This window comes from Clostridium tetanomorphum (assembly GCF_017873215.1).
In the GTDB taxonomy this organism is placed as follows: domain Bacteria; phylum Bacillota; class Clostridia; order Clostridiales; family Clostridiaceae; genus Clostridium_AO; species Clostridium_AO tetanomorphum.
Window position 1 is genome coordinate 1 of sequence record NZ_JAGGKA010000024.1, and the last position, 11,059, is coordinate 11,059.

General features: G+C 28.9%; 3 protein-coding genes and 1 riboswitch. All 3 genes read right to left on the bottom strand.

The annotated features are described in order from the left end of the window. Positions 1-141: 141 nt before the first annotated feature. Positions 142-4,479, bottom strand: coding sequence for a prenyltransferase/squalene oxidase repeat-containing protein (locus J2Z24_RS18155; protein ID WP_035151052.1), 4,338 nt, complete (start codon positions 4,477-4,479; stop codon positions 142-144). Positions 4,480-4,575: 96 nt separating this feature from the next. After that, complete coding sequence (locus J2Z24_RS18160; protein ID WP_051593405.1) at positions 4,576-9,405, bottom strand: DUF4430 domain-containing protein; 4,830 nt, start codon at positions 9,403-9,405, stop codon at positions 4,576-4,578. 187 nt (positions 9,406-9,592) lie between these two features. Then, a riboswitch (cobalamin riboswitch) is annotated at positions 9,593-9,785 on the bottom strand. Between the two features lie 10 nt (positions 9,786-9,795). After that, positions 9,796-11,031: a prenyltransferase/squalene oxidase repeat-containing protein gene (locus J2Z24_RS18165; RefSeq protein ID WP_035151050.1), complete on the bottom strand. Its 1,236-nt coding sequence runs from the start codon at positions 11,029-11,031 to the stop codon at positions 9,796-9,798. Between the last annotated feature and the right edge of the window lie 28 nt (positions 11,032-11,059).

Consider the following 11,059-nt stretch of genomic DNA (forward strand, 5'->3'; position numbering starts at 1 on the left):
CATATCTATTCTATCAAAGTGAGGTGTTTTTTTTCAACGCTTAAGCTTTTCTGAACACACCTGCATAGCAGGTGGTTTTATTTATAGACAATAATAGATAAAAGGATTTTTGCTATGCAAAAATCCTTTTATCACTTTTTTCTACTTTACTGGTATTTCTATTATATTCGAAAGTGGCATCATATTATCTAAACTATCCCATACAAAAGCTTTTACTGTATACTTTCCTTCTTTAGGAAGTTTTATCATTCCATTTAACTCTATAATTTTACCTGATTCTATACTTTGCTTTGCAGCAACATAGTTTAAAAGTTTTTCATTTTCATCAAACAATCCTACTATTAAAGATACATTTTTATTCTCTTTTGTATTATTTATTGCTTGTACAGTTATTTTTCCATCAGTGCCCAATTTAAATTCTTTTGTATTAGTTAAATTATTAATTTGAAAATTATTATTATCACTTGGTTTTTCATCATTTGGCTTTTGTGGATTTGATGCTTTAAACATAGATTCTTCATTATATATATCTATCAAAGCTGCAAATGCTTTACCAGTGGCTTCATCTGTATATTCTTCATATCCTGATTTTACACTATTGTATATAAAATGATCTCCTTTTTTATATGTCATTAAACAATCTAATGGAGTTTTTCCATTTTTACTCCATGCTGGTGATAATACATCTTCTCCTGCTGCTACTAATGCCTGTATTGCTTCTGCAGTATCTTTACAGCATTTTTCATCTTTACTATCTATACTTGAAGTAAATCCTCCATCTTCTGTCTGATATTCTCTAAGTTTATTAACACAATTATTTAATATGTCATTTACACCTTCCACATCTCTGTGATTTGATAGTGCAAATATTATAGTTGTAATGTATTTCAAATCTTTATCTTTTATATTTTTCCCTGCTTCTTTTAATATTTCTATTGCCTTCACATCATATCTTTCTTTACACATATCTAAGGATATTATTGAATAAGCTTGAGATTCTATAGATTTTTTATCATCACCTTCTAATTTAAATTCTCCATTTTCATCTTGCGCTTTAACTAATATGTCTATATAATTTTTGTCTTTATAATTTTTTGGATTTAGTCCTGCAGATACTATTCCTATAATATTTTTTGCATGGGCTGTAGTTTTTGCATCAAAACTTATAAAACCTGGTTCTTCTTCTCTAAGTTGTAAACTAGATGCTATTAATTCTTTTGAAAATCCTACTTTGTTTAAAGACAACGCTTGAATATAGTTATAAGTTTTATCTTTATTTGTATAGTATCCCTTCAATTCATTTATAGTTTTCTGTACTGGGGAATTATCTATAAACTTGATTTTTATAAACATAGATTCTCCTTTATACAAATCAGACAAAGCCATAAATGCTTGATTATTAGCAAAGTCGTTTCCAAAGTTACCATTTACTTTATTTTTAAGTAATGCATCTACCATACTACTTTCATTTTTCCACCATTCATCATCTAGGGGATTAACTTTATTAGCTATTAAAGCTTGAATTACTGCGGATATTGTATATGGATTATTAGCTTGTCCATATGCATCATATCCCCCTTCATTATTCTGCTTTTCTTTCAAATATTTTATAGAAGAATTTACTATATTTTCTCCTTCCTTTATATCTTTATGAGCTGCTAGTGCTGTTATTACCATAGCTGTAGTATCTACATCATTGTATACACCATTGCTACTCATACTGCATAATGCTTTTACAGCTTCCTCTTTATCATAATTAGCTTCTGCCATATCTAATGCTAAAATTGCATAGGCTTGAATTGTTGGCCAATCTCCATCTTCTTCTGAAATTATGAACTTTCCTTTATTTTCTCCATCTTTTACTTGAGAATTTATAAGCTTTTCTAAATAATTTATTCCATTATATTTTTTAGGATCTTTTCCAATAGCTATTATTCCTATGATATTTCCAGCATATGCTGATACATTTGTAGGATTTTCTTTTATTTTATATTTATCTTGTATATTTTTTATATCCTCTGAAATATTATCACTAGAATGATTTAATGCCAAAGCTTCCCTAAATTCATATTTTTCTTTATCACTATAATAAGTTTTTAAATCTTTTAAAGCATTTTTTATATCTTCTGTCTTATCTTTATCCACATTATAGGAAATTTTAAATTTATTAAATAAAACTTCTTTATCTCTAAGCGCTATAACCGCTCTCAATACAAAGGATGTATACATGTCTTGTTCATATGCTCCCATACTGCTTTCATATATATATCCTTTTCCCATTTTAAAAGATAGCAATGCATCTAATGGTGTTTTATTATTTTTACTCCACTGATCTGATATGGGATCTTGTCCTACTGCAATCAATGCTTCTATTGCTATAGAAGTATCTTGACTATCTCCATTTGGCCACATTCTTTTACTAGCAGTAAATCCTCCATTATCTAATTGTTCTTCTTTTAATTTACCTATACAAGAAGTTATAATACCATTTACTCCTTCTATATCCTTGTGCTTTGACAATGCTATAAGGGCCATAGAACAGTCCAATACTTTACTAATTTTTTTACTCTTAATTTTTTGGATAACATCATCTATATCTTTTTTATCCCCAGATACCATGTCTAAAGCTATTAAAGCATAACTTAATTGTTCAACATTTGCTCTTGAACTACCATTTATACTATTGGATAAAATTTCTACATAGTTTTTCCCATTATAATTTCTTGGATTTTTCCCAATTCCAACAATAGATATAACATTTTGTGATGCTGCTAATAAATTTTCTTTATCATTTAGAGCAATTTTATTTTGCAATACTTCTTCACTAATTCCCGCTAATTTTAATCCAAGTATAGTACTAAAATTATATCCCTGTGATTTTTCATAATAAGATTTTATATCATCTATTTCATTATTTACTATTTTAATTGGATCTGGTTTTTCTTCTACTTTAAAATTAAAATTATGATACATAGATATTTGTCTATAAATATCTGCAATAGCTGCAAAAGCGCACTCTGTTGCTGTAGGATCTGAAAAGCCTCCACCCATACCTTCTGCCATTTCAAATCCATTATCTGATACTTTGCAAGCTATTAGTGCATCTAATAAGTTTCTTCCGCCTTTAGTCCATTTTTCTGATATTGGATTTTCTTCTAAAGCAATTAATGCCTGTATAACAGGTGCTGTGGAATAAGGACTATTTCCCATTCCATAATAATCAAATCCTCCACCTTCTAGTTGTTTTTCTCTTAAATCTTTTAAACAAGAGTCAATTAATTCATTAACTCCTTCGAAATCTTTATGTTTTGATATCGCAATTAAAACCTTTGTGGTACTATCTATATCTTCATATTTTCCATCTTTAGCTGAACTCATAATGACTTCCAAAGCTTTATCCACATTATATTTTGCTGAAGTCATATCTAATGCAATAATTGTTTCTGCCTGTGCAGTAACTGATTTTTCATCTCTATTTCCTATAATAAATTTACCACTTTCATTTTGAGCTTTTACAAGCTTTTCTACATAATTTATTCCTTCATAACTATAAGGGTTTTTACCTATAGCTATTATTCCCATTATATTATCTGCTATAGCAGCTATATTATTAAGTTCTTTTAATTTAAAATTATTTTTCTCTAAACTATTTATATGATTAAAAGAAAGTATTGGTAAATAACTTATTTCTTCCTTACCTTCATAATATTTTTTTACGTTCTTTACTATTTCTTCAATTTTAGCACTTTCTCCTGTTCCTTGTCCTACTACTGTAAATTTTTGTCTTACTATAGCCGGATATTCCTGTCCTTTTGAATCCTTTGCAGTTTTATATACACATACATTATGCTCACCTGGTGTTACTTTAAAAGAAGTTTCTCCATTATCATCTGTTTTATATTCTCCTACTCCTTCAACCTTTACATTAACTTCTTTTGCAGGCCTTGGGTCAATTCCCATCATAATATTTTGTTCAATAACTTTTATTTTACAGTCATTTCCTGAATTTTCTACACTTACCTTTGGTATACAAGTAATTCCATCTGTCCATTTTGCTATATGCCAAACCATTTCTTTATAATAATTGCCTTTAATATCTTTAATTTGCTGTTTATTTATTACATCACCTTGTAATACATTTCCATTATTATCTACAAGATAATACATCCACCCACGGTCATCTTTTCCCTCTTCACCTAATATCTTTCTTATAAAACCTGTATCTATGCCTTCCACATTTTCTTTTCCTATAGCATTACTAACTAAATCTTTTACATATACCTCATCTTTTACACTAACTTCTTTATTAAATAAAGTATCTTTTACTCCTTCTACTCTTATACTTATATTAGAGTTAGTTTCATTTTTTCCGTTTTCCTGTGCTGATGCTCTTAATTCTAATATTGAAAAATCCAATATAGAAAAGCACATTAAAAAAGTAATTATAATGGATATTATTCTTTTGTTTTTGTTATTCATTAAACTTTCCTCCTTTGTTAATATTGATTAGAATATAGGGACAGTTATCATTTTTATATATTGAAAACTGTCCCTATATTTTTAAATAACTACATATTATTTAACTGGTATTTCTATTGAACTTGAAAGTGGTGTCATATCATCCAATCCATTCCATACAAAAGCTTTTACTGTGTAACCATTTTCCTTTGGTAATTTTAAATTAACTCTTAAATTAACAGATTTTCCTTCATCTAAACTCTGCTCTGCTGCTGCATAGTTTACAAGTCTATCATTTTTGTCAAATAATCCTACTATTAAAGCTACATTTTTAGTTTCTTTAGTATTATTTATAGCTTGTACAGTTATTTTTGCATCAGTGCCTGATTTAAATTCTTTTACATCTGTTAAATTTTTAATTTCTATTTCTTCTATTTTTAACTCATCTTTAAATTCTTTAATATTATATATAGAACCTATCTTTCCAGATTTAAAGTTTTTGTATGCTGCTAATGCCTGTAATCCCTGTTGTGTAGCTACTGGATTTGCAGTATCTAATTTATCTTTTATATGTGCAAATCCTCCATCTTTAGTTTTATAATCTAATAAGCAATCCATTAGATTTTTTTCACCTTTAGTAAATTCTTTGCTAGTTGGATCAATGCCTAAAGCAGTAAGAGCTATTATTGCTTGGGAAATGCTTTCACTTGAACCATTTTTATTCCAAGATGAAACATATTCACCTTTATCATTTCTTATATTGTTTAAAACTTTTACTGCATCATTTATAGCTTTTTTTGTCTTTTCGTCATTTTTATAGTTTGAAAGAGCTATTAAACATATGGATGTAGTATCTGAGTCTACAGTTCCAAAGCCCCATCCCCCATTTGTCTGCATATTAACTATTTCATTTACTATATCTTCTCTTGTAAACTTACAATTTTTAGTTAAGCTAAATTTTCCTGAATCTAAAGCAATAATTCCATATGCTAATGCATATATGTTGTTTTCATTCAATAAATCTCTGCTACATAAATCTTCAACTAAATTGTAATTTCCTATATTTCTTGGATCTCCACCAGCTGCTACAATTCCTATAATTGTTCTTTCACAATCCGTAGTACTTGAAAATTTACCTTTTTCATTAAATAAACTCTTATCTCTATTTTTTATCTTTTCTTCTATAGATCTTAAGTAAGTGTCTGGTATCTGGAATCCTGCTGCTTTTAAAGCAAATGCATTCCAATCACCAATATTTGCTTTAAGTATAATAGAAGATGTGGATTTTAAAGAATCTTCTACTTCTTTTGTATAATCTTTTGATGGTATTTCTTCTTTTCCATCTACTTTAATTGTGCATTTTACTTCTTTTATTTCAGCTTTTCCTATTTTTTCTGTACTTGCTGTAATCACTGCATTTCCTATGCTTATAGCTTTTACATTTCCTTCATTATCTACTGTAACAACTTTCGGATCACTACTTGTCCAAATTACATTTTTATCAGTTGCATTTTCCGGTTTTATTGTTACACAAAGTTTTAAACCTTCACCTACTTTTAAATTTAAATCTTTTTTATCTAATTCTATAGAGTCTACATCTCTATATGGAACTTCAGCTATAGCATCTTTTGCAAAGAAAAATTTTATGCTATCTCCTTTTTTAGGAACTACTCCATTAATTCCTGCTGATGGTACTGTACCATTTATAGAAAACTTCCAACCACTAGTTTTTCCTCTATCTATTTCTCTCTGTCCAGCTATCATTGAAATATATGAATTACGGTTTTCATAAGCTATTTTTTTACTATCTAAAACTCTAGTAATTATCTGTTCTAATGTTTCATTCTCTTTTGCTTCAATATCTTTTTCATCAAGTATAATGCCTTTATATCCTTCAATAGCTAAATTAACTTTTATGCATTTATTTTCTTTCTCTTTTACAACAACAGTAACCTCAGGTAAAGTAGCTATTTTATTAGAATCATTAATATATTGTCCAATCATATAAATTGGTATTTTGCTTGGAATATTTAGTTGGTGTAGTTCTATATCATGTATAGTATATTTACCTGGTTTTACATCTTTGGACACATCCAATGTTATTTTTCCTTCAACTATTGGTTTAAATCCATTATTTATACCATCAATTTCTGATTTATAAGTTAAAATATTAGCTAGTTTTTCTGATGTAACACTAAGTGTGAAGCTTTCTCCTGGTAAAATCTCTACTAGTTTAGGATCTATAGTAGCCTTTACTGGTTTTTCCTCTGGTTTCTCTTCTGGTTTTTGTCCTGTTAACTCTTCCCAAGTTGGTGCCTTTCCTTCCATGCCACTCATGGAATAATACCATATAATTTTGTCTCCAGCTTTAACTGAAACTTTTCCTGGCATTTCACTTGGAACAACTCCATTTACAATATACATCCATCCATTTTGACCTTTATTTTCAAATCCATATATAGAAGTAACCATATCTCCTGTCATTTCAAAGAGTGTTATTTTAGCTTGTAATGCTCCAAGAGCTGTAAATCCTTTGTCATGCTTCTTATCGCTTATTATAACTTCTTCTGGCTTAATATATGGTACATACTTACCATTTTCAGGCATAGCAATGCATAGATTAACCTTACAAGTTTTTTCTTCCTGCTGGTCATCTCCATCATTTATGCCTTTAACCTTTACTCCATCTACTACATATTCACCATATCCAGCATCTCTTAAATCTATTAATGCATATAATGCTTTCCATGTAGCTTCTACCCATCCCCTATTATTTACACTTTCACCTTTCATTCCATCAAAAGAATTATTTTCTTTCCATAATGTAAATAAAGAATCTACCGGATTTTTACCCGATGATTTTGTCCATTCTTTTGAGGTTGGATTTTCTCCTACTGCAACTATTCCACGAAGAATTTCTGAATGATATCCTGTTACAAAAGTTTTGTCATATAGTCCACCATCATCATTTTGTATTCCATGCAAATATTTTAAAGCTTTTGATATAGCCTCATTTACACCTTTTATATCTCTATGTTTGCTTAAAGCCATTAGTGCATATCCTGTATTTATTGGAACAGATATTGATCTTTGCTTAAAGCCTCCATCTTCACATTGTGCTGCTAAAATCTTTTCAACTGCATGTTCTAAATTATAACTAACTTTTTTATCTTTGAATTTTTCATTATAATTATCTATAGCTATAACTGCTTGTATATCTGTTTGTGCAAAGTAACTATCATTTTTATCTACTATTTCTACTATTTCATTTATTAAATTTCTTCCATCGTAATTATTAGCATCTTTATCTAAATCAATAAGTATTGAACTTTGATTTACCTTTCCTCCTAAATATTTAAGTGTTGGATCATACTTAGTTTCATATTTCTCTACTAGATACCAAGGCTTTTTCTTTAAATCTGCTCCTGCTTTATACATAGCAGAGTACTCATAATTTACTAGCTGTCCTTGATTTTTAGTAAAGTGATCTTTATTATAGTAATCTATTACTCCACTTATTATTGAAGTTATGCTACTGCCATCTTTTTGTTTTTCTGGTTCCTCTGGCTTTTGTGGTTCTTCAGGTTTTTGTTCATTTTCATTATCTTTTACTAACTTTACTATTTCTTCATAAGATGGTCCATTACTATTCATAGCATCTTTGCTATAATACCAAACAATTTTATCTCCATCTTTAACTTCCGTTTCATTTGCAAAAGTATCCGGTATTTGTCCATTTAATGAATACATCCATCCATTCATACCTTCATTTTTTATTCTAAAAATTGAAGTAACCATACTACCTTTTGCTTCATATTCATCTGTTGCTGCCTGTAATGCTCCTAAAATTGTAAGTCCTGACTGTTTCTTATTACTTATAATAACTTCACTGGGCTTAAATTTTACATCATACTTTTTATCTCCACTTGGATAAACTATAGTTATATTTGCCTTACAAGTTTTTTCAGGTTCTTCTTTAGTTATATTATCAAATTTTACACCTTTTATTTGATAATCCCCATACCCCGCTTCTTTAAGAGACGCTAATGCATAAAGTACTTTTGGTATTGGTGTATAATCTGCTGTATTATAAGAATTTACAAATTTCTTACCATCCCATAAATTAAATAATGTTTCTATTATTCCTTTATTATCTTTAATCCATTTGTCTGATGTTAAATTTTCTCCTGACTGTGCAAACCACATTACAGCTTCAGCATTAGGGCCAGTAAAGAATTTCGAATTTACCAAAGCTCCATTGAGTATATACTTTCCATGTAAATAATCTAAAGCCTTATTTATGCAATCATTAACTCCCTCAATATCTTTATGCTTATTTAATACAACTAATGCAGCTGCAGTATGTTGCGGTGCATTATTTATTGAACCATCTTCCTTTTGAGCTGCTATTAAGTTTTTAATTGCATTTTCTAAATTATAATCAACTTTTTTATCACTAAATTTTTCATTATATCTATCTAAAAGAGTTAATCCTTTAACTTCATTTATTCCTATGTCTTTAGGCGAGCTTACTTTACTGATTTCTTCAGCTACAGTACTAATTAATTTAATATCTTTATAAGTTGTTGGATCTTCATCTAAATCCATAAGTACTAATGCCTGAGTTACTTTAGATCCAAAAGCTGCTAATCCATAGCTAGATGTATCCTTATTTACTTTCCATCCCTTTTCTTTTATATCTGCTCCCGCTTTAAACATAGCGGCATAAGCTTCTCCCTCAAGGGAACCACCCTTACTATTGTAGTATTCTTTATTCATACAAGCGATTACTGCTTCTATAGCATCATTTACTGTTACGGTAGCCTGTACATTATTCTTCTCCTCAGCATAAACCGTATTGGGATTAAATAAATTAAAATTAAATGTTGATAAAATCATAGCCAATGCCATGAGAAAAGATATTATTCTTTTTCTTTTATTATTCATATTAGCTTCCTCCTTATAGAAATATATTAATATTTAATACTTTCAATCTTTTTATATGATGTAAAAAATTTTCTCTAATACGTAACATTAACTATAAAAGGAACCCTAGAAGGGTTCCTTTTATAGTTAGATTTATATTTTAGAAATACAAAATAAATTGTCTAAGTATAATTTCTTCCCCTCCGAAAGAATAGACAAATATTAGGCAGGTTTCCTGGCTTAGTTTCATTTTACTTTCTTGCCTTCCCAGATATATTTTCATCCAGTGGCTTAAAATACGGTTTCATCAACATTACAGTAACGGTGGGCTGCAGTGGATTTTCACCACTTTCCCTTTTACTTACTATTTTCATAGTAACACCTAATAATTTAAGTATTTAATTTTAGAATTTAATATATTTTAACGCTCTTATTTTCCTTTAGATTTTTGTAAGCTTGTAGTGCTAATACTGCTTGCTCTGTAGCTTTTGAATCTTTTTTACTTTTTCTTATGTGTGAAAATCCTCCATCTGCTGTCTTAAATGTCATAAGAGCATCTATCATTGTTTTTTTATTTTTTACAAATCTATCTTCTGTTGGATCTATACCATTAGCACAAAGCCCCATTATTACTTGACATATACTTTCACAGTTTTCTAAATCATAACATGAAAAGGCTGCATTCTCTGTTTGAAGATCAGATAATTTTTTTACACCTTCATCTATAGCTTTTTTAACTTCTGCTTCATTTTTATAAGGAGCTAAAGCTATAAGTGCCATTCCTGTCATATCTGGATCTGCTTTTATGCCAGCAAAATCCCATCCTTTATCTTTTGTACGATTATCTAATATAGCTTCTACAAGTTTTTTTCTTGTCCACATAACTGAATCAGGAACATCATAAGATTTTGAATCTAATGCAATAAGACCATATACATAAGCATTAATTCCTTGACTTTCTAAATCTTCATTATTATATACCTTTTCTAACAAATTATATCCAGCAACATTTGTTGGATCTGCCTTAGCTGCAGGAAGCCCTAAAATCATTCTTTCATAATCTGTAGGCTGTGCTAAAACTCCATTTGAATTTTTTAAATCCCCTTCAATTTTTTTAATATAAGTATCCGGTATTATTCTACCTGCTTTTAAAAGAGCTATTGATTCCCATTCTGTTTCTATACCTTTTTTCTCTATAGAATTTATTGTAGTGTCTATTGTAGTATTAACTATTTCTTTATGCTTATAATCTACAGTATCTGGATTACTTATTTTTTCTTTTATCTTAAAGGTATAACTTCTTGGAGCCTTTATAAGCTTCAATTCTTTTGAACGAACTTTGCCACCAATATTTAAAGTATAAATTTCTCCAACCTTATAACCTTCCTTAGGTGAAGATACAGTTATAGTTTTTCCATCTTTTAAATTTATTTCAGTTTCTAATATGTTCCCATTGCTATCCTTTATAGTAATTTCTCTCTTAGTTTCAGCATCATAATTTACTTCTTGGTTAAATTTTATATTCCAAGTCTTATGTATATCATCTATTTCTTTGTTTATTTCTGCTGCTTTAGCATAACTACATAATGAAAAAAATATTCCAGTAGTCAATGACAACTTAATATAAAGACTTTTATTCTTTAACATAAAAAATCCTCCCCTTAACTTAAATAGT